20 protein-coding genes are annotated in these 21,046 nt (G+C 65.2%); 4 read left to right on the top strand and 16 right to left on the bottom strand.

Annotated elements, in window-relative coordinates; translation table 11 throughout:
• Nucleotides 1–8 precede the first annotated feature (8 nt).
• From JX001_RS08280 to JX001_RS08255, 6 genes are all read right to left on the bottom strand, one after another.
• Complete coding sequence (locus tag JX001_RS08280) at nt 9–398, bottom strand: copper resistance protein CopC (protein WP_205680712.1); 390 nt, start codon at nt 396–398, stop codon at nt 9–11.
• 17 nt (nt 399–415) lie between these two features.
• A complete protein-coding gene (locus JX001_RS08275) occupies nt 416–1,660 on the bottom strand; it encodes a copper resistance protein B (protein WP_241004583.1) in 1,245 nt (414 codons plus the stop codon).
• Nucleotides 1,657–3,468 carry a copper resistance system multicopper oxidase gene (locus tag JX001_RS08270; protein ID WP_205680711.1) on the bottom strand — a complete coding sequence of 604 codons (1,812 nt, stop codon included), beginning with the start codon at nt 3,466–3,468 and terminating at the stop codon, nt 1,657–1,659. Before JX001_RS08270 ends, JX001_RS08275 begins: the two co-directional genes overlap by 4 nt.
• 139 nt (nt 3,469–3,607) lie before the next feature.
• Nucleotides 3,608–4,090: an RNA polymerase sigma factor gene (locus JX001_RS08265; protein ID WP_241004833.1), complete on the bottom strand. Its 483-nt coding sequence runs from the start codon at nt 4,088–4,090 to the stop codon at nt 3,608–3,610.
• Nucleotides 4,091–4,165: 75 nt separating this feature from the next.
• A complete protein-coding gene (locus JX001_RS08260; protein ID WP_205680709.1) occupies nt 4,166–4,606 on the bottom strand; it encodes a Spy/CpxP family protein refolding chaperone in 441 nt (146 codons plus the stop codon).
• A complete protein-coding gene (locus JX001_RS08255; protein ID WP_205680708.1) occupies nt 4,603–4,881 on the bottom strand; it encodes a hypothetical protein in 279 nt (92 codons plus the stop codon). The genes JX001_RS08260 and JX001_RS08255 overlap by 4 nt, the downstream gene beginning before the upstream one ends.
• Nucleotides 4,882–5,051: 170 nt before the next feature.
• On the opposite strand from JX001_RS08255, the gene JX001_RS08250 reads away from it, so the two are divergent.
• Both JX001_RS08250 and JX001_RS16290 read left to right on the top strand, forming a co-directional pair.
• Nucleotides 5,052–6,164: an acyltransferase family protein gene (locus tag JX001_RS08250; RefSeq protein WP_205680707.1), complete on the top strand. Its 1,113-nt coding sequence runs from the start codon at nt 5,052–5,054 to the stop codon at nt 6,162–6,164.
• 252 nt (nt 6,165–6,416) lie between these two features.
• The gene (locus JX001_RS16290; RefSeq protein ID WP_241004832.1) at nt 6,417–6,557 is read left to right on the top strand and encodes a Cif family virulence factor; all 141 of its coding nucleotides are present in this window, start codon (nt 6,417–6,419) and stop codon (nt 6,555–6,557) included.
• A gap of 13 nt (nt 6,558–6,570) precedes the next feature.
• Here JX001_RS16290 and copD read toward each other — a convergent pair whose 3' ends face one another.
• Nucleotides 6,571–7,347 (bottom strand): copper homeostasis membrane protein CopD, encoded by a 777-nt coding sequence (gene copD, locus JX001_RS08240; protein ID WP_491523255.1) that lies wholly within the window; start codon nt 7,345–7,347, stop codon nt 6,571–6,573.
• 26 nt (nt 7,348–7,373) lie between these two features.
• Nucleotides 7,374–7,565: a DUF305 domain-containing protein gene (locus tag JX001_RS16285; RefSeq protein ID WP_241004581.1), complete on the bottom strand. Its 192-nt coding sequence runs from the start codon at nt 7,563–7,565 to the stop codon at nt 7,374–7,376.
• Between the two features lie 174 nt (nt 7,566–7,739).
• Between JX001_RS16285 and JX001_RS08230 the strand changes: the two genes are divergently transcribed.
• Nucleotides 7,740–10,214, top strand: coding sequence for a S9 family peptidase (locus tag JX001_RS08230; protein ID WP_205680705.1), 2,475 nt, complete (start codon nt 7,740–7,742; stop codon nt 10,212–10,214).
• Here the strand turns inward: JX001_RS08230 and JX001_RS08225 are convergent.
• The 8 genes from JX001_RS08225 to JX001_RS08190 form a co-directional block, all read right to left on the bottom strand.
• The gene (locus JX001_RS08225) at nt 10,147–11,586 is read right to left on the bottom strand and encodes an asparagine synthase-related protein (RefSeq protein ID WP_205680704.1); all 1,440 of its coding nucleotides are present in this window, start codon (nt 11,584–11,586) and stop codon (nt 10,147–10,149) included. The genes JX001_RS08230 and JX001_RS08225 overlap by 68 nt on opposite strands.
• 4 nt (nt 11,587–11,590) lie before the next feature.
• Nucleotides 11,591–11,812, bottom strand: a complete 222-nt coding sequence (locus tag JX001_RS08220; protein ID WP_205680703.1) for a hypothetical protein — start codon at nt 11,810–11,812, stop codon at nt 11,591–11,593.
• Between the two features lie 91 nt (nt 11,813–11,903).
• Nucleotides 11,904–13,802: a TonB-dependent receptor gene (locus JX001_RS08215; RefSeq protein ID WP_205680702.1), complete on the bottom strand. Its 1,899-nt coding sequence runs from the start codon at nt 13,800–13,802 to the stop codon at nt 11,904–11,906.
• A 49-nt stretch (nt 13,803–13,851) separates the two neighbouring features.
• Nucleotides 13,852–14,922: a LacI family DNA-binding transcriptional regulator gene (locus tag JX001_RS08210; protein ID WP_205680701.1), complete on the bottom strand. Its 1,071-nt coding sequence runs from the start codon at nt 14,920–14,922 to the stop codon at nt 13,852–13,854.
• 356 nt (nt 14,923–15,278) lie between these two features.
• The gene (gene mmsB / locus JX001_RS08205; RefSeq protein WP_241004580.1) at nt 15,279–16,181 is read right to left on the bottom strand and encodes a 3-hydroxyisobutyrate dehydrogenase; all 903 of its coding nucleotides are present in this window, start codon (nt 16,179–16,181) and stop codon (nt 15,279–15,281) included.
• A 28-nt stretch (nt 16,182–16,209) separates the two neighbouring features.
• Nucleotides 16,210–17,259, bottom strand: coding sequence for an enoyl-CoA hydratase/isomerase family protein (locus tag JX001_RS08200; protein ID WP_205680699.1), 1,050 nt, complete (start codon nt 17,257–17,259; stop codon nt 16,210–16,212).
• Nucleotides 17,256–18,392, bottom strand: coding sequence for an isobutyryl-CoA dehydrogenase (locus tag JX001_RS08195; protein ID WP_205680698.1), 1,137 nt, complete (start codon nt 18,390–18,392; stop codon nt 17,256–17,258). Before JX001_RS08195 ends, JX001_RS08200 begins: the two co-directional genes overlap by 4 nt.
• A 143-nt stretch (nt 18,393–18,535) precedes the next feature.
• Nucleotides 18,536–20,038 (bottom strand): CoA-acylating methylmalonate-semialdehyde dehydrogenase, encoded by a 1,503-nt coding sequence (locus JX001_RS08190; RefSeq protein WP_205680697.1) that lies wholly within the window; start codon nt 20,036–20,038, stop codon nt 18,536–18,538.
• Between the two features lie 117 nt (nt 20,039–20,155).
• Between JX001_RS08190 and JX001_RS08185 the strand changes: the two genes are divergently transcribed.
• Nucleotides 20,156–21,031 (top strand): LysR family transcriptional regulator, encoded by an 876-nt coding sequence (locus JX001_RS08185; RefSeq protein ID WP_205680696.1) that lies wholly within the window; start codon nt 20,156–20,158, stop codon nt 21,029–21,031.
• Nucleotides 21,032–21,046 lie beyond the last annotated feature (15 nt).

Here is a 21,046-nt window from a genome sequence, read left to right as displayed (position 1 = left end):
TCGTGCTCCTAGCGGACCATGAAGCTGGCGGAGCCGGACATCTTGTGGCCATCCGGACCCTCTGCGGCCCAGGCGGCGGCGTAGGTTCCCGGCGCGAGGCGCGGCAAGGCCACGCTGACGGTTGCGGCGGCCGGCGCGGCGGGAGCCGTCACGACGACCGGCGCCTGCCCCTCGGCGGTCAGGGTCACGGTCTTCAGGACCATGGCGTGGGGGAAGGTGACGCTGAAGCGTTCCGGGGACCCGGAGGTCATGGCGCCGTTGGCCGGAACCGTGGTGATGCCGGATTGGGGCGCGACGGTCTGCGCCTGCATCGTGTGCCAGGCGTGCGGATCCTGAGCGGCGGCGGCGCTAGCGCCTGCGAACGCCAGTGCGGTGGTGAGGACGAGGATGCGGATCATGGGGTGGTCTCCTTGGGTTAAAACCAGGCCTTGAGGCCGACGACGAAACGGGTGTCGTCAGCCTCGCCGCCGCGAGCTTCGATGTAGTCGGCAGTGTCTCCGAGCGCGCGGCTCCACTCGACGCCGACATAGGGGGCGAACTCCTTCCTGAATTCGTAGCGCAGCCGCAGGCCTGCCTCGACAGAGGAAAGGCCCGAGCCGATTTCGAGCTCAGGAATGTCACTCGCGGAGGCGTCGAATTCGAACCGCGGCTGGAGGATCAGGCGTTGGGTGATGCGCTGGTCGTACTCGGCCTCGACGCGGGCGGTCAGGTCGCCCTCTGTCGACAGGAAGGCGGCGGCGTCGATCTCCCACCAGTAGGGCGCCAAGCCCTGCACGCCCAGGACGAGGTGCGTCGTATCCTCGCCGTCAGGTCGGAAATCCTGACGGACGCCGGCCTGCACGTCCCAGAAGGGCGCCACGGCGCGGCTGTAGAGCGCCTGGACTTCTGCGTCTTCCAAGCGACCCCCGAGGTCGCCCTTGCCCTCGGACTTCCACCAGAAACGATTGATGTCGCCGCCGCTCCAACCCTGCACGTCCCAGAGATAGGACTCGCCATCGTCGCCGAAGCCGGCCTCGAGACGGTCGATGACGACAGCCGTGGTGCGGACGTCCCCGTTCTCGCGGATAAGGGTCCGTCGTGAGGCGGCCATCGCGTCAGCTCCGAAAACGAGATCGGCGGCGTGGACCGGGTCACCCAAGGCCGCCGCCGGTAGCGAATCCTCTGGAGGGCGGCCGGGGTTATCGGCGCTCGTCGGGACATCGGGCGGCCCCACGGTCGTGGTCGACGTGTCATGCCCCGCGTGGGGATCGGCCTGCGCCGGGGTCATTGTGGACATGTCATGGCCCGCGTGCGGATCTGGCTGCGCCGCAGGCACCATTGTCGACATGTCATGCCCGGCGTGGGGATCAGCCTGGACGGGAGCCATGGCGGACATGTCGTACCCCGCATGGGGATCGACAGTCTGCGCTTCAGGCATCTGATGGCCCGCGTGAGGATCGGTCGCGGGCGGCGTCTGCGCGGGCGGCATGACGTGACCCGCGTGCGGATCCTGCGTGGCCGGTGGGGCGGACGTTTGCGGCGGAACAACCGGAGCCGCGGCGGGTCGCATCGGGGCCGGGGCTGCCGGCATGACATGGCCCGCGTGAGGGTCCTGAGCCTGCGCGCTCAGGCCGCTGGCGGCGAGGATCAGCGGCGCGAGGGCGACGGCAAGGCGGTTCATGACGCAGCTCCATCCATGGGCCGCACCGTCACCACGTTGAACATCCCCGCATGCATGTGCATCAGCATGTGGCAGTGGAAGGCCCAGTCGCCGGGCGCGTCCGCCGTCAGGTCGAAGGTCACCTTGCCGCCGGCCGCGACGTTGACGGTATGCTTCAGCGGCTGATGTCCGGCCGGGCCTCCTGTCACCAGTTCGAAGAAGTGGCCGTGCAGGTGGATCGGGTGAGCCATCATGGTATCGTTGACCAGGGTTACCCGCACCCGCTCGTTGCGCTCAAAGCGGATGGGCTCGACGAGTTCGCTGAACTTGCGGCCGTCAAAGCCCCACATGAACCGTTCCATGTTTCCGGTCAGGTGGATCTCCATCGTCCGCGACGGCGGCCGCTGATCCTTGTTGGGCTGTAGCGACACCAGGTCGGTGTAGACGAGAACGCGGTGATCGACGTCCGTAAGACCGATGGGACGCTCCCCGAGCCGGTTGGCGGGGTCCATGGCGATCGCATCAACCCCGACGCCAACCGCCATGTCCGGCGGGGCGTTCTCGGGGTCGCGCATGTTCATGCCGGCCATGGACATCCCGGCCATTTCGCCCGCCGGTGCAGCGTCTTGGCCTGGCGCTCCATGATCCATGCCGGCCATCGCGCCGTGATCCATCCCGGACATGTCGCCCATTGAGCCGTGGTCCATTCCGCCCATGCCCATATCGCGCATCGTCAGATTCGGAACCTCGCGCAGCGGCGGGACCTCGGCAGTCATGCCCATGCGGGGCGCCAGAGTGGCCCTTCCCATGCCGGATCGGTCGATGGCCTCGGAGACGATGGTATAGGCACGATCCTCGGTCGGCTGGACGATCACATCATAAGTCTCGGCCACCGAAATCTGAAACTCGTCGGTCTCGACGGGGCGCACGTTCTCGCCGTCGGCCTGGACCACGGTCATCGGCAGGCCGGGAATGCGGACGTTGAAAATCGACATGGCCGAAGCGTTGATGACGCGCAGGCGCACCCGCTCCCCCGGCCGGAACAAGCCGGTCCAGTTTTCCTCTGGTCCGTGGCCGTTGATCAGATAGGTGTAGGTTGAGCCGTTCACGTCGAGGATATCGCGCGGATCCATCCGCATCTGCCCCCACATCCGCCGCTCCTCCAGGCTCATGCGGTCGCTGCCGTCCATGAGGCCCGCGAGGGTGGTGCGCTGCTGGTTGAAGTAGCCGGGGCTCTTCTTCAGCTTGGCCAGGATTTCGTGCGGATGTATGAAGCTCCAGTCCGACAGGACCAGCACATGCTCGCGGTCGTAGGCGACCGGATCGGCGCCCGCCGGGTCGATCACGATCGGCCCGTAGTGGCCCATCGCCTCCTGTAGACCAGAGTGACTGTGATACCAGAAGGTGCCCGACTGCTTGATCGGGAACTCGTACACGAAGGTCTCGCGGGCCTTGATGCCGGGGAAGCTGATGCCAGGCACACCGTCCATCTGGAACGGCAACAGCAGGCCGTGCCAGTGAATCGAGGTGTCCTCGTCGAGGCCATTGGTCACGGCCAAGCGAGCGTTCTGGCCTTCCCGCAGGCGCAAAAGCGGGGCCGGCAGAACGCCGTTGATGGTCACCGCGTGGCCGGTGCGACCACCCACCGTGAACGGTGAGTGGCCCACGGTTAGGTCGATGTTTGGTCCCGTGAGCGTCGGCAGTTCGGCCCGCAGCCCCGCCGAACCCATCTGCGCCCAGGCCGGAAGCAAGCCTTGCAGTCCCAGCAATCCACCGCCGATGGCGGCGCCCCGGAGAAGCGTTCGGCGATCAAGGCGAGCGGTCGACATCAGAGAAGTTTTCCTCGGTGGCAAGTGAGCCATTCGTTCAGATACGCATCTGAGCGGCGCATCCCTTGCGTCAGGTCGCCACAGTCTTTGAAATAGCGCCCTTGCGCGCGCGCTCGTCACCGCGACGCCGAACCGGCGCCTAAGCCAAGGCGTCGACCAGTTTCTTTCGCGCGCGGGCGATCCGCGTTTCCACGGCCTTCGGCGTGATGCCCAGTATGGATGCGACCTCCGCATGAGAACGCCCTTCAAGCGTGGCCAACAGGAGCGGGGCCTTCAGGGCGTCGGGAAGCTCAGACAGCGCGTGTTGCAGGTCCTGGGCCCTACGCTGATCGTCCAGCCTAGCTTCGGGCATGGGTGCGTCTTCGCCCACGGCCGTGGCCTCGGGGGCATCAAGGCCCATCACGCCGCGCACGACACGGCGAACAGAGCGCCGCCGGCTCCAGTCCCGACATTTGTTCAAGGCGATGGAACGCATCCAGACATCGAAAGGCCGCGTCGAATCATATCGCCGCATGGCGAGCCACGCGGAAGCATAGGCTTCCTGAAGCACGTCATGCGCTTCAGCCTCGTCGCCGACGTAGCGGCGAATAAACCTATAGAGGTCGGCCTTGGTGGCGGTCATCAAGGCAGTGAAAGCGGTCCGGTCTCCACCCGCCGCTCGGACCTCGATGCTGGCTTCAACCCCCACGCGCCGCGCTTAGCCGGCGTCGTAACGCACGGCGTCGACGACGGCCGCGTCGAACACCTCGGCCTGTGCCGGGGTCAGAACGGATCGCATCTCGAACACATGAGTGATCGTCGCCTTCTGAAGATCGCCCATGGCGGTATGGAAGTGATCGACAGCCGCCTGGACCTGCGGCGTGTCCCCGTCGCTGGCGGCGATGGCGGCCGCGAGTTCGCGATTGGCGGCGCGAACCTCCGCCTCCAGCGCCGGGCGACGCGCGGCGAAGCGGGCTTCAATGACGTCTAGACGGCGGTCCTGCTCCGCGCTGAGGTCTAGTTTTTCATGGACGACGCTGTGCAGGCTCGGCGGCTGGCGCTCGCGCATGATCCAGGTCGCGCTCGCCCAGGTCGCTGCCCCGCTGGCGAGCGCCGCCAGGATCGCCGTGGCGACGATCGACTTCCAAGTCGCCCTCATCCCCAAACATCCAGGCTGGCCATAGGCGACAGGCCGGCTGACACCGTGAAGATACGCAGCTCTGAAGGCTCTGGCCGTGGGGTCATGAGCATCAGACCGCCGTTCGCACCGCCGACGACAAGGGCGATCGCCACGGCGGCGATCCGCACCTGACCCATTCGGGCGCGATCCCGGCGCTCGCCGATCCGGGACCAGACGGCGTCCTCCACGCCCGCAAGCCGTGCAGCGTCGCCGGGCGCAGCCGCTCCGATCAGTCTTTCGATGTCGTCAGTCATTGCGCATTTGCCTCACGCCCCCTCCTCCATACGCGCCGGTTTGAGCTTCCCCTCATGAGGGGAAAGGTCCGGGCCCGCGTAGATACCAGAGAACGACCGGAATAGCCGTGTCGTCCAGGGGGATCGATGTGAGCGACAGGTTAGGCCCCGCCCGGGCTCCCTTTCCGAACGTGCTCGATCCCCTCACCAGCGTGAGATTTTTCCTCGCGCTTGGCGTCGTGCTCTTCCATTTCCAGCTTTACTGGACCTTGCCTACGGAGAGCGCGGGCCTGCTGAATCGCGCCCGGCTCGGCGTGGATGTCTTCTTCATCCTGTCGGGCTTCATCCTCACGCACGTCTATCTGCAAGGGAACGGCGCGCCCGACTACAAGCGGTTTCTGGCAGCTCGGTTCGCCCGAATCTATCCGGCTCACCTGTTCATCCTCCTGGCCATGCTCGGGCTTGTATTAATCGCCCCGATGGTCGGCGTCGGTCTGGAGCCAGGCCGATTCAATCCCGCCGATTTCGCGGGCACTCTGCTGCTCGTTCAGGCCTGGTTCCCGCGCGAAACCATGGCGCTCTGGAACGGACCAGCCTGGTCGCTGTCTGCCGAATGGTTCGCCTATCTGGTCTTCCCGGCCTACGCTGCTGTCGCCCTGCGCCTGCGGTCGAGACCGTGGGTTCTGATCGCGCTCGCCGCGCTGCTGTTCGTCGCGCTTGACGCTTTTTACCGGGCGCAGTTCGGGCGGGTCCTGCCACGGGCGGAAGACAGCCTGGGCATTCTGCGCATCCTTCCCGAGTTCCTCTACGGCATAGGTCTCTACTACCTCGGCCAACGCTGGGTGCTCTCGCCGCGCATGGCCGTCATTGCCGCCCTAGGGACCACGGCCGTGCTGCTCGTCTTGATGCAGGCCGGGGCCGACGACCGCGTCATCGTGGCCGCCTCCGGCCCCTTCATTCTCTCGCTCGCCCTATTAGCTAAACCCCCGGTGACGACATTCCTGTCCCACCCGATCGCCCTCTTCGCGGGTGAGGCGTCATTCGCCCTCTACCTTGTCCACATTCCTATCCTGATGGTCTGGCGCAACGCCGTCCAAGCAGTCGCTGGCTGGCCGGGAGACTATCGGATGGGCGTGGGCGAGCTCTCCGGCCTGTTGGTGTTGACCCTTGCCGCGGCCGCCGCCATCCATGTGTTCGTCGAGCAGCCAGGCCGGCGATGGCTCCGGTCGAGGATGACGCCAGGGCGCACCGATCCGGCCGAGGCCAGACGATCCGCTCATAGCGATCAGGGAGAACCCTTTTGACCCCTACACAACCGAACCGTCGCCTTTTCTTGGGCGCTACACTATTCGTCGGCATGGCGGGAAGCGCCTGCGCGCAGACGCACCCATCAAGGGAACTGACGGTCTTCAAGACGCCGACCTGCGCCTGCTGCGACGCCTGGATCGCGCGACGAATACGCGTCCCATCACCTCAGCTCGGACGCCGCGTTCGCCGCCGCGTCGGAGGCCACGGTCACGCGGAGATCGGGATGGACGGACGGGGACGTCGCTTGGATCACCAGCGAAGGCCGAACCACGGGCCAGTTCAACGGTCGTGCCGTGGATCGGCTGACGACTGAGACGATGGTGTTGAAGCGGCATGCTGACGGCTGGCGCATCCACCACATCCACTGGTCGTCGCGCGCGCCCAGCTAGCGCGCTTGCAGCTTCACATAGCTGACGGCGGAGCGAGCGTGCCCATCACCGCGACGACAGCCAGCAACGCGGCCCCGACCAGCGTCTCTGCAACGACGCTGCGTCGGAGGTGGGAGAGGGCCGGTTGAACGTCTCCCCCGCCCGCCAGGACCGAGCCCAACACCGGGGTAAGTCGGAACCTGTTTCCTGCGGCGAGGGCGAGCATCAGCACGAACAACACCAGCTTGGCGATCAGCAGCTGGCCATAGAGGTTGGTCCCGATCTCTCCGAAGCGCGCTGGCCCGATGAGAAACCAACTGTTCACGAGGCCGCTCAAGACCAACAAAGTGACGGCCAGGGTCCCAAGGCCGGCGAACCCATGCAGGGCGCGATGGAGCGCGTGATCGTCCGGCGAGGTCCGGCGCAGCAGCAGGATCGTCAGCGACGCTAGAGCGCCTAGCCACAAGGCGGCGGCGATGGTGTGGACGATGTCGGCGCCGAGATGGAGCAGCCCGCCTGGGCCTACGGTGGCGGCGCCGTGACCCGTCCAGGCGAAGCTGGCGGCCACAAGCAGTCCCGCCAGGACCTTCAGGCCCCAGAGCAGGCGCCCGGGCTTCAAGGCGAGAATCGCAACGAGCCCAACGAGGGCGACGGTCGCTCGGGCGACCATGGCCATTCCCAAGGCCGTGCCGGTGGCCATGAAAGACAGCGACGCGGGTTTGACCGCTTCGCTCAGCGATCCGGCCATCACGGCGGTCTGGGCCACCAGAGCGGCGAACGAGCCAAGCGCAACGACAAGCGCCGACGAAATCAGTGCGGAGCGCGCCCAAGCCAGGTTCAGTCCCCCATTTGACGAAGCTCGGGGTCGGGATCCTGTCGCATCAAAACTTCGGACATGGCGATCGCCCCGCGGTGGTGTTCGATCATCTTCAGGGCGAAGGTCTCTTGAGGGTCCGCCCCATGAGCCTGCATCATGGCCTGGTGCATCTGCTGCTCGGACGCGGTGTAGGGCGTCTGAGGCCCGGACATTGTCTCCGCACCCATGCCGCCCGCGTTCGGTGTGGCCTCAGCCGCTTCCGTTGTTGCGGTGGTGTTCGACTCGACATTCTCGGACGGCGAGCATGCTATCAGCAGCGCTGACAGAGCGGCAGGCGCGAGCCCTGTCTTCAAATTGATCGGCATGGTCTGCCTCCTCCAGTGGAGATGGTCGAACAGGTCTGGAGGCGCGCTGTTCCAAAAAAGGTCTTCGGCGATCCTGTTCCCCTGACTTTTACCAAGTCACTGCCCAGGTCGTCTTCCAATCTGCTTTCGTCGAAGTCGACCTGCCCGCTAGCCTTGCTTTGGATCGGCGTCGAGCCACTGGAGCAGCATCGCCGCCGAGGCCTGGAGACCTTCGGACGGATCGAGATCGACCCGTCCGGATCCGTCGCCGTCTTCGAAGAGCGTCGCGCGAGAGGCGATCTTCCACGCTACGATCTGCAGCCCGAGGGCGCCGTTCGGTATGCGAGAATCTACCAGTTCGACGTCGAGGCACCATCGGAGATCCGCCCCCTTCTGCCGATGGAAGACGACGCCGGCTACACCATGGGGCCATTCTCCACAGACGGTTCTCGACTGGTTGTTTTCCGCCTTCAGGGCCTGATGTTCCGGCTAGGAATCGTGGACCTGCGAGCCGGCACCGTCGCCTGGAGTGATCTTTCGCCCGAGAGCGGTGCATGGGGACGGTCGGTTCAGTGGATTTCGAACACCGAGCTTCTCGTGCTCGGCATGCCGGACGGCATCTTGCCGCCCCGTCTCTCCATGCAGAACGCGACACAGACCCGCCTTCCTGGTCTCTGGGCGCAAGCCGCTCGAGGAGAGCCTGCCTTTGTTTCGGTCGGACAGGGCGCCTCGGCTGAGATCCGCGAGACCCGCACCTTGTGGCGAGTGAACGCCGACACGGGCGAAGCAGTCGTCCTGTCGCAGGGCGAATTCCTGGATTTCGAAGCGTCGCCGGACGGAAGCCAAGTCGCGGTGCTGATAGACGGTCCACTGGCGCCTCCTCCCGGACTGGACATGGCGACCGAGCTTCGCCGGGCGCGTTCGTTGCGCCTTGTGGGCACGCGGACGGGACTGTCAGTCGATCCGTCGGAGACCGTGGATGTCTCCACCAGTTTGCTCGGCTGGTCCGCAGATTCCTCAGCACTTCTGGTGATGGACATCGGCGCCGCTTCCGCCCGTCTTCTCTCCGTCACGCCTGCGGGCGAGGTTCGTGATCGGACGCCGGCTGGGGTCACTCCGGATACGACGGTCGATGTTTTCGCAAGCCCGACGGCGCATGCGACCTGGCTTGGCGACGCAGCCGTCGTTCGCGGAATACGAAACGGTCGATTGGGCTGGTGGGCTCAACGTGGAACGGACGTTGCAGCCGTTAACGGAGTGAGCGAAGGCGGCCGGGTGATCGCCCAAGGACAAGAGGCGGCTCTTCTCGAAGACCGCGGCCGCATCCTTCGCCTTCGGCCCGATCTCTCGTCTGAGGATCTCGGCCCGACAGGCAACCTATCGCGACCTCTGGGTATCTTCGGACACCGGCGTGCGACAGATCCGATGGGCGCCGATCAGGCGGAGGTCACCGGAGAAGGCGGCCGGCTGTGCCGCGTTTTCGCGGACGCCCAACCCTCACCGTCCCCGTGCGTTGATGCGTCGCCCGGCGCCAGCGTCAGCTGGGACCGGCGGATCAGCGTCGGGATTGGCACGGTGGGCCGTACGCCGAACCGGCTCGAAGTCCGTAGCGAGCTGGGCTCCGAGATCGTCAGACGTCTCAATCCGGAACTGGACACTGTCTATGTTCCGCAGGCCCGTTTGATCACCGGTCCGAACGGAGCGCGAGGCTGGCTCTATCTGCCCGAGACGGCGACGAGCCAGCCCCCGCCGGTTATCGTCATCCCCTATCCAGGCAAGACCTACCCCACTGCGCCTCGATCCATGGATCCCGAGGCAGTCCAAATGACACTGAACGGGGGGTTGCTGGCCGCTGCGGGCTATGCGGTGATCTATCCGGATTTGCCTGCTAACGCCGAACCGTCGGCCGGCCTTGCGGACCGGATCCTGGCTGTTGTGGACGCCGCAGCCGCCGACGGCTCGATCGACGCCGATAGGATCGGGCTATGGGGTCACAGCTTCGGCGGCTGGTCGGTCGTCATGAGCGCCGCGCAGTCGGAGCGCTTCAAGGCGGTGGTCGCGGTCAATGGGGCGTATAACCTACCCCTGTCTCTCGGTGCGATGTCGCCGCACCAGCGGATGCAGGGAGAAAATACCATAGACGCGATCAGCGGTGCGCGTTGGCTCGAGACCGGGCAAGCGGGCATGCTTCAATCCTTCTGGAGCGATCCCGATCGGTACAGACGAGGCAGTCCGTTTGAAGCCGCCAATCGGATCACGGCGCCGGTGCTTTTGATCCATGGCGAGATGGACTTTCTCGGCGTTCATGCTGAGCAGATGTACGCCGCGCTCGTGCGTCTTCAGCGCCCGGCCGCCTTGACCTATCTGTTCGGCGAAGATCACAGCATCCACAATCCGGGCAATGCGCGGGTTTACTATATGCAGCTGACTGCCTGGTTCGACCGGTACCTCAAATCCGAGACGCCGCGATCCGAGCCTGCCATCGCCGCAGCCATGCCTCCGTCAACGCCAGGGTGACCAACCGGGAGAACCCGCCTCGCCAGACCAGGGCCTCGCGCGTCATATCCTCCGCGAGGCCCTGTGGCAGAAGTCCCGCTCCGGCCAGCTCGCCTTCGAGCAGGTATGTGCGGAGGAAGCCTAGGTTCCGGGCTACGGCCTCACCGTAGAAGGCCCCCAGCTCCCCTTTTGAACGTCGGTCAAAAATGGAAGGCGGAATGGCGTCCGCATAGGCGACGCGCGCCGCATAACGGTCTCGCCCACCCCACGTGAGATTGACCGAGGACCAGGCCAGACCGGCCTCCATGACCGGTTGGCTCAGGAGCGGATTGACGCATGGTCCGTGGCGGCTGCGCACGGCGCTCCCCTGATAGGCTTGGCCATTGACCAGCCCCAGTATCTGCATTGCCTTTGCAGGCGGCACGCCCTTGAGATCATCAAGCCAAGGATGTTTTCGTTCACGCATCAGCATGTGATGGGCTCGACGGGCCTTGAGCCAGGTCTTGGGCCACAGCGACTGACCCGTCCAGCGCGCCGCAGCGTGGAGAACTTCGGCCCGCGCTCGCAGACCCCTCTCACGCACTTCGTCGAACGCAATCAGGAAGGTGGGCATCTGGAAGAAAACCACGTCACCGCCCTGCCCCGTTAAAGAGCCCCAGGCGCCCGAACTCTCCACCCTGGTCGCAATGTCTTCGTTGTAGTCCGTGTCGAGGTCGTTGACCGGGGGCCGGAAACTATTGGCTGTCTTCGCGAGACGCGTTGCCGAAAGCGTCAATCCTTCCCGTTTCACTTCCGTGAGGCGGTAGCCGTGTCGCTCGACCACAGGGCGCGCGAACCCGCGCTCGTCGCCCTCCGGATCGTCAACGAAATAGTTGACCCATTGCGTGACCCGGGCCCGCTGGTGGTCAGTGAGAGCGCCTGCCACGATCGCGGAGTCCAGCCCACCGCTGACTTCCACGACCCAGTTGCGCTCCCCCGCCAGAGCTTGCACCGTTCGATCGACAACCTCACGAAAGTCGGCGCGGCCGCGCTCACGCGCTGTCCTGTACACCTCGGACGGACACCAGATCTGTCGGGACCGGACACTGCTCGGACTGATGTTGAGGAGCGCGCCGGACGCCACGGGCGTGAACCCCGACAAAGCCAGCTCGTGGCGGTAAGCGCCGCCCCTTCCCAGAAGATCTTTCATCGAGCCCCAGTCGATGGCGAAGTCATCGGGCATGAGGCAATCCAAGGCGGGCGGAGCGTTTGGCGCGATGACGCTGACCCCGTCCTTTCGCCAGGTCACCGCCTCGACGGCCCCGGACGGATCCCGCAGGATCGCGTTGAGAAGCTCGCGTTGCACCAGCCCGAAGACGAGATCGGTGGGCTGACCATTCTTGCGTTTCAGCACCCGCTCAAAGGGGCGTATGGCTCCCGGCATGCTCTTGCAGTAGCTTCCCGGACTTGCGAAGACGAGCCTCGGCGACCCGGTCGAGATACCACTCGCGCGCAAATTCCCGCGCGAAAGCGATGTTCGTTTCCTTCGTCGACTGACGATGGTTGCGACCGTTGAGATAGGTCGCGCACTGCCAGAACCGGCTATTCTCGCGACGGTACACGTGAAGCTTGCCGTCCATGAGGGAGTGAGACTCCGGCACATGACCTCCTTGCCGCATGCGGCAACTGTGTAAGGTATGTGTAAGTCTCTACCCTTTGTAACCGGTTGATTTAGCTACGTAAATCTACGGTAGTGGGTTTTAAGTCCGCCGGATTGAAGTAAGATGGGAAGTCGTAGTTCGGAAGGTCCTGGATTGCGGCCAGCATGTTCCGGATCGAGTCTGGCGTACGGTAGTCGTTGTTTACCGCGTTGTCCTCGTAGTCCCAGCGAATGCCGAGGTTGATTTCCAGCTTGTCGGTGATCTGCCAATCATCCTGGATATACAGACCGATGACATTGTTATCTGCATCAGCGGGAGGCACAGCAACCCCCAGATCAACAGCAACAGGTATAGTACGGCTCCCATTGATTTCGGGGCGAGCCTGTATGTCGTAGGTGAAAGTAGGATTTCGACCGAAATCTTTTTGGACGAAATAGTTCTGCATGGAATACTTTGCACCCATTTTAATGGTGTGTGTACCCATCCAAGCCAAATCTGGGATAGTTAGGTCGTTACGAACCGTCGTGCTTTTCTGCCGCAGAAGCTGCGAGTCAGCCCGACCGCCAGCAGTAAATACAGTCGCCTCGCGATTGTTTATATTGTACTGAAAACCAGGTGTGTTCGCGCTGTCGTCACGGAATATGACGTACCGACGACCGTAGTCACCACCATTGATAATGGACTGTTCATAAGTCGCTTCCAAGTAGTCGATCGCGAACTCGTTCAGGAAGCGATCGCCTTGGTACTGGTGACGCAGGTTGAAAGCTTTATTCTCACCGTTGTTTCGGGCGGCCCTGCTGGGAGAGTTTTGCCCACTAGCTCCACGGATGTCCTCTTCCGTCTTATATTCCGCACTAAGCTCAAGACGTTGGCGTTCATTGATCTGCCATGACAGCTTTCCAAAGAAGATGTCCTGCTCGTACGGGGTCGAGGTCGTGCCAAGGTCCGCCGCGAAGAAGTCGTTATATTCCGTGCGGTTCAGGAAGGACTGCGAAATTCGGTCCTCATCTTTGCGCTCATAGGCGCCGAAGAAGTGCAGACGGTCCTGGATGATCGGGCCACCCAGGCTGGCGCCGTATTGGAGCCGCTTCAGCGGCGCCTTCTCGGATCCACGGCGTTCCGAAATCTCGTCCTGGGCGATCCAGTCAGGGTCTTGGTAATAGGCGAAGATATCGCCATGGAACTCGTTCGTGCCCGAGCGCGTCACGGCGGTGATGATGGCCGAACCGGCTTGTTCGTACTCGGCCTTGAAGTTCTGGCTGATGACGCGGAACTCTTGGACGGCGCCCTGCGGGAAGGGCGTGCCGCGACTGTCGTCCTGACCGGCGACACCACCGTCGTTGATCAGCGACTTGCGGTTCTGGCCGTCGATGAAGACGTTGATCGCCTGGGCGGTCTGACCGCCGGCCGAGATCGTCCGCTCGGTGTCGTCCTCGGTCACGCGAAGACCCGGCGCCAAGGCGGCGAAGTTCAGGAAGTTGCGGCTGATCTGCGGCAGGTTGTTGATCTGCTGCTGGGTCACGTTGGTGGCGACTTCGGGCGTACGCACCTCGAAGACCCTTCGGCCGGTGACGACGATGTCGCCCAGCTCGGTCGCGCCGTCAGTGGCGGCCGTCGTCGTCGCTCCGGCGACATCCAGGTTCAACGTGCCGACCTGACCCAGCGACAGGGTCACGGTTTCTTCCGCCGTCTGGCCGTCCGCGCTGGTGACTTGCACGCGATAGGTGCCAGGGCGCAGGCCGGACAGAACATAGCGACCGTCGGCGCCGACGCGCGCGCGCGTCGCATATCCGGTGGAGACTTCGGTCGCGACGACCGTCGCGCCCGTCTCGACGGTCTGGCCGTCATATACCGCGCCGCGCAACGTCGTCGTTGCGTTCTGCGCCTGCGCCCCGCCGACGACCGCCATGCTAATGGCAAGCGCCGACGCGGCCGCCAAGGCGGCCTTACGCGTGTTGAACTGGGTCATCCTGAGCTCTCCCCTCCTGATGGGATCGGTTGTCAGCGACATGGCTGGCCTACCCTTTGTTGAACCTGGCGGACGAGGCCGCCGCGGTGGACTGGCGTTCGACCAGGATCGGCCGAACGATTTCGCAAGCGGTGTCCGTGGCGTCGGCGGTCGCGCCGGCCTGGACCAGGCCGATCAGGCGTTCGACGCCCCTTCGGCCGATTTCCGCGATGTTGACGCGCATCGTGGTCAGCGCGGGCCGCATCAGGGCGGCGATGGGCACATCGTCGAAGCCGACGACGGCGATGTCTTCGGGGCAGCGCACGCCCGCCTCCTGGAAGGCCAGCAGGGCGCCGACGGCCATCATGTCATTGGCGGCGAAGACGGCGTCGGGCCGCTCAGGCATGGACAGAAGCTGGGTCGCGGCGCGGTGGCCAGAGGCCTGAGAAAAGTCGCCCTCGACGATGATCGGGTCATGACCATCCAGCGCCGCCGCATATCCGGCCGCGCGCGTGTCCGCCTCGATGTTGCCGGCGGCGCCGCGAATGTGGGCGATGCGCTTGCGGCCAGTGGACCGCAGATGCTGGACCGCGCCGACGGCGCCGCCGTGGTTGTCGATCATGATGGACGCCCTCCCCGGCTCGGCCGCGCCGCCGTTCATCAGAAGGACCGGCATCCGACCGGCGAACTCTGACGACAGGTTCGCCGCGCCCAGATGAGGCGACAGCACGATCATGCCGTCCACGCGCCCGCGCATCGAACGCACGGCAGCCAGGGTGTCTTCCGCGCCGTCATGCGAACTAGAGACGATTAGATGCTTGCCGTGAGCGCGGGCGGCCAGGTCCATGCCCCGGATCAGCTCGGAGAAGAACTCGCCGAACAGGTCGGGCAGGATGACGCCGATCGTGTCGTTCTTGCTGGTCGACAGGCTGCGGGCGCCGAAGTGCGGGACGTAGCGAAGGTCCTCGACCGCATCGAGCACGCGCTGGCGCGTCGCGTCCGAGGTCACGCCCAAGCCGTTCAACACACGAGAGACAGAAGCAACCGACACATTGGCGCGTTCGGCCACGTCGCGCATGGTGGCGGCCTTGGCGAAGGGCTGGCCCTCCTGCCGTGCAGACGCAGCGCTAGGCGCGGCCATGTCCAATCGAATTCTCCCTGCTCCCTATCGTCCCGGCCCCTTTTCGAAGATCCGTCGATAAGCGATGTAAGCGGTTACATGACACAGGAGCAATGTGAGCCGCAAGCGCCGTTCAGCCACATTTCAGGCGATTTTCGATCTCTACTAGAACCGTCCCAATGGGCAACGCGAGCTAAGCCGCTGCTTTAACTTCACTCTTCGCAGGCTCACTCCGGCGAACGGAATAAGGCGAATGCGGCAGGCGCGCGCCTTGGTCGCACCAGCCGTCAGCGATCCGACACGCGGCTGTGCCCTCATACGAAAAGGCCCGCGCCGCCGAAGCTGCGCGGGCCGCAATCAGGATGCGAAAGACGAATCTATGCCGGGCTAAGTTCATCCAGCTTGCCGCGCAGCATCTGCAACATGGCGGAGAAATCGCGGCCGCCGTGCCCGATTCCATCGAACAGGGCGTAAAGCGCCTCGGCCTGTGCGCCCAACGGCGTCGAGGCGCCGCATTTCGCCGCTGCGTCCTGGGCCAGCTTGAGGTCCTTCAACATCATGGCCGTGGCGAACCCGCCCTGATAGTCGCGGTTCGACGGCGCTGTCGGCACCGGACCCGGCCAGGGATAGTAGCTGGTCACGCTCCAGCACTGACCTGAAGACTTGGACGCGATCTCGAAGAACCGTTCGGGGTCCAGCCCCAGTTTTTCGGCCAAGGCGACGGCCTCGCAGGTGCCCAGCATGGATATGCCGAGCAGCATGTTGTTGCAGATCTTGGCCGCCTGCCCCGCCCCATGATCGCCGGCGCGGATTGTGATGCGGCTCATAGGCTCCAGCGCCGCCTCGACGCGGGCGAAGTCGCCCTCATCGCAGCCGACCATGAAGGCCAGCGTGCCCGCATCCGCCGCTGCGGTGCCGCCTGACACGGGCGCGTCGGCAAAGGCGTAGCCGGCCGATTTGGCAAGACCGGCGACCTTGCGCGCGGTTTCAACATCGATGGTCGAACAGTCAAGCAGCAGGGCGGTCGACGGAGCCGCGCCGATGATCTGTTCGGAATAGACCTTCAGCACGTGCGGCCCGGCCGGCAGCATGGTGATGACCACCTCGGCGTTCTTGACCGCCTCGGCGACCGATCCGGCCGCGACGCAACCGGCCGCCACCGCCCGCTCCAGCGCCTGCGCCGACAGATCGAAGGCCGCGACCGCATGGCCCGCCTTGGCCTGGTTCGCGGCCATGCCGCCGCCCATATTGCCCAGGCCGATGAAGGCGATCTTGGTCATGGTCTCTCTCCCTTTGTCGGCGCCGTGGTCAGGCCAGCGGCGTCCATTTTTCATTGTCCGGCAACGGCGCGAACAGCGCATCCAGCGTCTCGTCGGGAACGCCCGACAGGTCCGCCGGTGACCATTTCGGCGCATTATCCTTGTCCACAATCACGGCCCGCACGCCTTCCTGGAAGTCGTGGGTGCGTACAACGCGGCCGCCCAAAGCGTATTCCATCGCCATATTGTCGGCGAAGCTGTTCAGCGTCGCGCCCGTGCGGATCTGGCGCAGCGAGACCTTCAGCGATTGCGGCGACTTGGATTTCAGGGTTTCCAGTTGCTTCAGCGCCCAGTCAGAGCCGTCCGCCTCAAGCGCCTGGAAAATCTCTTCAACCGTGTCGAAGGCGAACAGCCGGTCGATGGCCTCGCGGTGGGCCGACAGCGGTGCAGGCCCCGCGTCCCCGGCGTGGCGCGCCACGACCGACGACGGATCTGCGGCCTCGCCCATCAGATCGGCCTTCAACGCCTCGACGCGATCTGCGGGCACAAAGTGCGTGTGGATGCCGAGCGCCACCGTATCCGTCGCCTTCAGCCGCGCGCCTGTCAGCGCCAGCCAGACGCCGGTCTGGCCCGGCAGGCGCGGCAGGAACCAGCCACCGCCCACGTCTGGGAACAGGCCAATCCCGGTCTCGGGCATGGCGTAGGTGGTGCGCTCGGTCGCCACACGAATGTCGGCCGGCTCGGAAATGCCAACCCCGCCGCCCATGACGATGCCGTCCACGATGGCGATGATCGGCTTGGGATAGTCGAACATCAGGTGGTTCAACCTATACTCGGCCAGGAAGAAGGCCTTGGCCTCCGACGCATCGCCCGCACCGCTTTCGGCGATCATGCGAATGTCGCCGCCCGCGCAGAAGCCCCGCTCGCCGGCGTGGTCGATCAGCACGGACTGAACGGCCGCGTCGCCGCGCCAGGCCAGCAGCGCCTCAGTCATCGCCTCGCACATCGTCCGGTTCAGCGCGTGGATCGCCTTGGGTCGGTTCAGGGTGATGCGGCCGACACCGTTTTCGATGCGGGTGATGACTTCGGCCTCGCTCACTTGGTCATCTCCCGCGCGATGATCACCCGCATGATCTCGTTCGTGCCTTCCAGGATGCGGTGGACCCGCAGGTCGCGCACGATCCGTTCCAGCGGATAGTCCTTCAGATAGCCATATCCGCCGTGCAGTTGCAGGGCCTCGTCGGCGATCTGGAAACAGGCGTCGGTGGCCAGGCGCTTGGCCATGGCGCACCATTTGGTCTTTTCCGGGTGGTCGTTGTCGATGGCCCAGGCGCCGCGCAGCACCATCAGCCGCGCCGCCTCCAGACCCGTCGCCATATCGGCCAGGCGGAACTGCAGCGCCTGAAACTCGGCCAGCGGTTTGCCGAACTGTTTGCGCGTGGCGACGTAGGCTTGCGCCGTCTCCAGCGCCAGACGCGCCCCGCCCAGCGAGCAGGCGGCGATGTTCAGCCGCCCGCCGTCCAGCCCGGCCATGGCGTAGCGGAAGCCCGCCCCCTCTTCGCCCAGCAGATTGGCGACCGGCACGCGGCAGTCGTCGAACTGGACGATGGCGGTCGGCTGGGCGTTCCAGCCCATCTTCTTTTCCTGCGCGCCGAACGACAGACCGGGCGTCCCGGCCTCGACCACGATGGCGCTGACGCCCTTCGGCCCCTCCCCGCCGGTACGGACCATGACGACATAGACATCCGATGTGCCCGCGCCGGAGATGAAGGCCTTGGACCCGTTCAGCACGAAATGGTCGCCGTCCCGCACCGCCGTGGTCCGCAGCGCCGCCGCGTCGGAGCCCGAGCCCGGCTCGGTCAGGCAGTAGGAGGCGATCCTGTCCATCGTCACCAGCGAGGGCACGAACCGTCCACGCAGATCGTCAGACCCGAAGCGGTCGATCATGGACGTCGCCATATTATGAATCGAGATGAAGGCCGCCGTCGCCACGTCGCCGCGCGAAAGCTCTTCAAAGATCAAGGCCGCCTCGACCCGCCCCAAGGCCATGCCGCCGTGTTCCTCGCTGGTGTAGATGCCGCAGAAGCCCATCTCGGCCGCCTGTCTCATCACATTGACAGGGAAATGCTTATCCTCGTCCCAGCGGGCCGAGTGCGGCGCCAGTTCGGCGTCGGAAAAGGCGCGCGCCGCGTCCTGAATGGCGCGCTGGTCGTCGGTAAGGGCGAAATCCATATCTCGTCACTCCCCGCCCCTCGCCCGTCACCCTCGGGTTTGACCCGAGGATCGGAGGCGGGAGCGTCTGTGCATCCGCGTGATCGCACAAGCGGCGGACAATCCGGCCCTCGGGTCAAGCCCGAGGGTGACGGCTTTTGCTATCAGCGCATCGTCGGAATGACGAACGACGAATCCGCGTGTTCCAACTCGCTGTCCGGCCAGCGGGCCGTCACGGTCTTGGTCTTGGTCCAGAAGCGGACGCCCTCCATGCCGTGCTGGTTGATGTCGCCAAAGGCCGACCGCTTCCAGCCGCCGAAGGTGTGATAGGCGACCGGCACCGGGATCGGCACATTGATGCCGACCATGCCGACATTGACCCGGGCGGCGAAGTCGCGCGCCGCGCGGCCGTTCTGGGTGAAGATGGCGACGCCGTTGCCGTACTGGTGGTTCGACGGCAGGGACAGGGCTTCCTCAAACGTCTCGGCGCGCACGATCTGCAGGACGGGACCGAAGATTTCCTCCTGATAGGACGACATCTCCGGCTTCACATGGTCGAACAACGACGGGCCGATGAAGTATCCCTTCTCGTGGCCCTGCAGGCTGAAGTCGCGGCCGTCCACGACCAGTTCGGCGCCTTCCTGCACGCCCTTCTCGATCCAGCCGGCGATGCGATCACGGTGCTGGGCGGTGACGACGGGGCCGTAGTGGGCGCCCGCGTCTGTCGAGACGCCGACCCGCATCGACGGGATCTCGGCGACCATCCGCTCACGCAGTTCGTCCGCCGTCTTCTTGCCGACCGGCACCACGACCGGCAGGGCCATGCAGCGTTCGCCCGCCGAGCCATAGGCCGCGCCCGACAGATCCTTGATGACCTGATCCATATCGGCGTCGGGCAGGACGATGCCGTGGTTCTTGGCCCCGCCCATGGCCTGGACGCGCTTATGGTTGGCGGCGCCCGTCTGATAGACATAGTGGGCGATGTCGGACGAACCGACGAAGCTGACGGCGTGAACCAGCGGATGGGTCAGGATGGCGTCGACCGCCGTCTTGTCGCCGTGCACCACGTTCAGCACGCCATTCGGCGCACCGGCTTCCAGCATCAGTTCGGCCAGACGCACCGGCACCGACGGATCACGCTCGGACGGCTTCAGCACGAAGGTGTTGCCCACCGCGATGGCCACGCCGAACATCCACATCGGGATCATGGCCGGGAAGTTGAACGGGGTGATGCCCGCCACCACGCCCAGCGGCTGGCGCATCGAATAGACGTCGATGCCGGGGCCGGCGCCTTGGGTGTATTCGCCCTTCAGCGCGTGCGGGATGCCGCAGGCGAACTCAATCACTTCCAGGCCGCGCTGGATGTCGCCCTTGGAGTCGGCGATGACCTTGCCGTGCTCGCTGGACAGCAGTTCGGCCAGTTCGTCCATCCGCGCCTCGACCAGGCGTTTGAAGTCGAACATCACGCGGGCGCGGCGCTGGGGATTGGTCGAAGCCCAACCGTCAAAGGCGTTCTGCGCCGCCTGGACCGCACGATCGACCTCGCCCGTCGTCGCCAGTTGGACGCGAGCCTGCGCATCCCCGGTGTTGGGATTGAACACGTCGCTGAAGCGTCCGGACGCGCCGTCGAAAGCCGCACCGTCGATGAAGTGGCGAATGTCGCGCATGGCCTGGGTGTCCCTGTTGGTTATTTTGTTGCGGCTATGGCTATCACCCCTACGCGCCGGTCGATAATGCAAAGTTGCAGGCAACATTCTGCGTTTTTGCAAGATGGCTAGACGGCCATGTATGACTGGGACGATCTTCGCATCTTCATCGCTGCGGCGCGCGCCGGCTCGCTGGGCGGCGCAGCGCAGCGGTTGGGCGTCGACGCCGCCACGGTCGGGCGTCGGGTCGCCCGGCTGGAAAGCGCGCTGAAATCCACCCTGATCGTCCGCTCGACCACCGGGCTTCAGCTGACCGCGGCCGGTGCCCAGCTGCTCGATATCGGTCTGGAGGCCGAAAGCGCGATGGAGGCCGCCGGCCGTGTGACCCAGCCGGACGCGCCCGCCGGCGTCGTGCGCGTCAGTGCGTCAGAGGGGTTTGGCGTCACGCTGATGGCCCCCGCCCTGCCCGCGCTGCGTCTGGCCCATCCGGGTCTAAGGATCGAACTGGCGGCCACCTCCGGCTTCCTGTCGCCGACGCGCCGAGAGGTCGACATGGCGATCACCTTGGCCGCGCCGCATGCCGCACGCCTGATCGTCGAGCCGCTGACGCCGTATCAGCTGGCCCTCTACGCCTCGCCCGATCACCTTCACCGCAACGGCGTTCCGAAGACCGTCGAAGACCTGAGCCGCTTCGACATCGTCGGCTATATCGACGATCTGATCTATGCACCGGAGTTGCACTATCTGGACGAGGTCCAGCCAGGCCTAGCGCCCCACGTCGCCTCGTCTTCGATCCGGGCGCAGCGGGAGATCATCGCCGCCGGGGGCGGTGTCGGCGTCCTGCCGTGCTTCCTGGCCGAGGGTCTGGTGCGCGTGCTGCCGTCGATCCTGATCGAGCGCCGCTTCTGGCTGGCCACCCACCGCGATGTCCATGACACCGCGCGTCTGCGCACCGTGCGTTCGTGGCTGAAGACCCTGTGCCAGGAACAACAGTCCAGCTTGAGGCCGTATTAATCGGGCTCAGAACAG

This window comes from Brevundimonas fontaquae (assembly GCF_017086445.1).
In the GTDB taxonomy this organism is placed as follows: domain Bacteria; phylum Pseudomonadota; class Alphaproteobacteria; order Caulobacterales; family Caulobacteraceae; genus Brevundimonas; species Brevundimonas fontaquae.
Note: the sequence above shows the minus strand (reverse complement) of the source record. Positions and strands in the feature narration are given on the sequence as shown.

Excerpts from the sequence above, each read along its gene's own strand:
- JX001_RS08280 (WP_205680712.1), bottom strand. The coding sequence starts at position 398 with ATGATCCGCATCCTCGTCCTCACCACCGCACTGGCGTTCGCAGGCGCT.
- JX001_RS08275 (WP_241004583.1), bottom strand. The coding sequence starts at position 1,660 with ATGAACCGCCTTGCCGTCGCCCTCGCGCCGCTGATCCTCGCCGCCAGC.
- JX001_RS08270 (WP_205680711.1), bottom strand. The coding sequence starts at position 3,468 with ATGTCGACCGCTCGCCTTGATCGCCGAACGCTTCTCCGGGGCGCCGCC.
- JX001_RS08265 (WP_241004833.1), bottom strand. The coding sequence starts at position 4,090 with ATGACCGCCACCAAGGCCGACCTCTATAGGTTTATTCGCCGCTACGTC.
- JX001_RS08260 (WP_205680709.1), bottom strand. The coding sequence starts at position 4,606 with ATGAGGGCGACTTGGAAGTCGATCGTCGCCACGGCGATCCTGGCGGCG.
- JX001_RS08255 (WP_205680708.1), bottom strand. The coding sequence starts at position 4,881 with ATGACTGACGACATCGAAAGACTGATCGGAGCGGCTGCGCCCGGCGAC.
- JX001_RS16285 (WP_241004581.1), bottom strand. The coding sequence starts at position 7,565 with ATGTCCGGGCCTCAGACGCCCTACACCGCGTCCGAGCAGCAGATGCAC.
- JX001_RS08230 (WP_205680705.1), top strand. The coding sequence starts at position 7,740 with ATGGTCGAACAGGTCTGGAGGCGCGCTGTTCCAAAAAAGGTCTTCGGC.
- JX001_RS08220 (WP_205680703.1), bottom strand. The coding sequence starts at position 11,812 with ATGGACGGCAAGCTTCACGTGTACCGTCGCGAGAATAGCCGGTTCTGG.
- JX001_RS08215 (WP_205680702.1), bottom strand. The coding sequence starts at position 13,802 with ATGACCCAGTTCAACACGCGTAAGGCCGCCTTGGCGGCCGCGTCGGCG.
- JX001_RS08210 (WP_205680701.1), bottom strand. The coding sequence starts at position 14,922 with ATGGCCGCGCCTAGCGCTGCGTCTGCACGGCAGGAGGGCCAGCCCTTC.
- mmsB (WP_241004580.1), bottom strand. The coding sequence starts at position 16,181 with ATGACCAAGATCGCCTTCATCGGCCTGGGCAATATGGGCGGCGGCATG.
- JX001_RS08195 (WP_205680698.1), bottom strand. The coding sequence starts at position 18,392 with ATGGATTTCGCCCTTACCGACGACCAGCGCGCCATTCAGGACGCGGCG.
- JX001_RS08190 (WP_205680697.1), bottom strand. The coding sequence starts at position 20,038 with ATGCGCGACATTCGCCACTTCATCGACGGTGCGGCTTTCGACGGCGCG.
- JX001_RS08185 (WP_205680696.1), top strand. The coding sequence starts at position 20,156 with ATGTATGACTGGGACGATCTTCGCATCTTCATCGCTGCGGCGCGCGCC.